This window comes from Glaciimonas sp. Gout2, from assembly GCF_035018905.1.
Classification (GTDB): Bacteria; Pseudomonadota; Gammaproteobacteria; order Burkholderiales; family Burkholderiaceae_D; genus Glaciimonas.
Genome location: NZ_JASJXA010000111.1, coordinates 1 through 2,026, shown reverse-complemented (window position 1 = coordinate 2,026; position 2,026 = coordinate 1). Strand labels below are relative to the sequence as shown.

At 41.5% G+C, this 2,026-nt stretch carries 2 protein-coding genes and 1 pseudogene; all 3 read left to right on the top strand.

Going from position 1 to position 2,026, the window contains the following annotated elements; genetic code table 11:
• Positions 1-369: 369 nt before the first annotated feature.
• Positions 370-1,047 carry a TagK domain-containing protein gene (locus tag QN379_RS23335; protein ID WP_323507748.1) on the top strand — a complete coding sequence of 226 codons (678 nt, stop codon included), beginning with the start codon at positions 370-372 and terminating at the stop codon, positions 1,045-1,047.
• Positions 1,048-1,165: 118 nt separating this feature from the next.
• Positions 1,166-1,672: a type VI secretion system baseplate subunit TssE gene (tssE, locus tag QN379_RS23330; protein WP_323507747.1), complete on the top strand. Its 507-nt coding sequence runs from the start codon at positions 1,166-1,168 to the stop codon at positions 1,670-1,672.
• 101 nt (positions 1,673-1,773) lie between these two features.
• Positions 1,774-1,950, top strand: a pseudogene (locus tag QN379_RS23325) (type VI secretion system baseplate subunit TssF); the annotation flags it as partial.
• Between the last annotated feature and the right edge of the window lie 76 nt (positions 1,951-2,026).

Here is a 2,026-nt window from a genome sequence, read left to right as displayed (position 1 = left end):
CATATAAATAACGATAAATTAGTCATAATTGCGAAAAGCAACTTTGAACGAATATCTTTTTGGAAAAAATTCGACTGAAATGTGATTGATATTTATTTATTCTTGCAATCACATGTTGTGTCGACACATTGAGCTGGCTTGAAGATTGCAACACGCGGGCTATCACATGTTGCAAACACTATTTGAGAGAGGGTTTAGTGAAGCGAGTATCAATCAAATTTTCGGGCATTAAATTGTTTGATGACGGATCACTTTGCTAAGTGGCCGACTATCCGACTAAAAAAATTAGCACTCGTAGCGCATGACGATCTCTGTCTGAAGAAAAATGAGATTGATAGCGTAAAACTTACTATTGAAAGACCGTATTAGATGCTGATAAAAACTGAAAAATCATCCGATAATTTTGATACTAAAAATGATTATGTAGACGCTCTACGCAACGAAGAAGACTTCGCACTTGTATTAAATACGACTGTAATCGACGATCAAAGTTTCAGCGATTTGATTGTCTCGAACGGTTCAAATCTAGAGTTAAAACAAAGGCCGTCGTTTCATTCAACGCTAAGAACTCCAGGCTGGATGATAAACAAGGAAGGTGCTGCTGCAGCTATTCTTTCGCAAACCGGCCTCGGGAATCCAGATGATCTTTTAGCATCTTTAGCAGCGGAATATGGGCGTGCATTGTTAGGGCATGAAACCGATAATACATTTGACCTCGCAATCCACGGAGTGCCAAGTCGTAGTTTAGCTCCGGTGGACCCTTTTTTAGACAGTTCACCAGACCTTTTAGACGGCTCATTGCTGCAAGATCTGCTGGGAGAAGATTTGGCGATTAATACAATTCTCTCAGACCTGGATCAATTCAATACTGAAGCTTTATTTGCCGAGGTTGAACCACAAGAAATACTTCGCCTGCTTGCTCCAGGTGACACAGCAATCCTTCCTGATCGAAAAACGGGGCTATTAACCCAGCGCGAACATCACATGATTAGTCTTGATAGTTATTTACCTATTTTGGGAACGACATTGGACAAAAAAAAGGATTAAGCATGATGCATGCTACGACGAAAAGAACTCCTGGCAATACAAAAAATATCGACAGCAAGGAATTTTTATTTTAAAAAAATTTTTAAAATACGGATTAAAACGTGGAAAGAAATCACCCATGAGCCAAGCAGATAAACTGCATGCAAGTACGTATCTTCCAACGTTGATTGATCGCCTGCAAGATGATGCTCCGAACATCCATACGGAGCCTCCCCATAAATACTTATTTGGGACACAGGCCATGCGTAGCGTTATTAAGCGAGATCTCACGCTATTGCTTAACACCACCAATCTTAGTAATGCGATCGATGAGAAAACGCTCTCCGCCGTAGCGAGTTCGGTGATGAATTATGGCATCCCTGCCCTATCAGGCGAATACATCGCAGATCGCAATTGGATTAAAGTAGAAAGAATGATACGTAAAGCGATTGTCGATTTTGAGCCGCGTCTACTACCAGATTCGCTTTCCCTCAGGCCGCTAACCGACAATGCGAATTCCAATCATTACAACATATTGTTCTTTGAATTAAATGCATTGATTCATTGGTCTCCGTATCCTCTTGAGTTTCGCATTCAGAGCGCATTTGATCTCGAGACCGCTAAAGTAAATTTTCTAAAAATCTAAAATCTGCATGGCTACTTGTCCGTAAAAAAAATGTCGAATTCGTTTGTGACGCGTTCGACACACATATATCAACCCAGAAGGCGTTACGCCTGAGAGCTTTAATGGACCCCAAATTTCTTGAGTACTATAGTCGTGAATTAACTTACATGCGAGAGATGGCATGTGAATTTTCAGCGCAACATCCAAAGATCGCAAGCCGACTGGGAATGCAAGGCATTGAGGTAGCAGATCCTTATGTGGAGCGATTAATCGAATCGTTTTGCTTTTTATCTGCACGTGCGTATTCTGGTCAACGTGACCGCTCATTCTGGCCGATCGTGACCGCTGCGCCTGCGATGTTGTTACGCGGTTAAA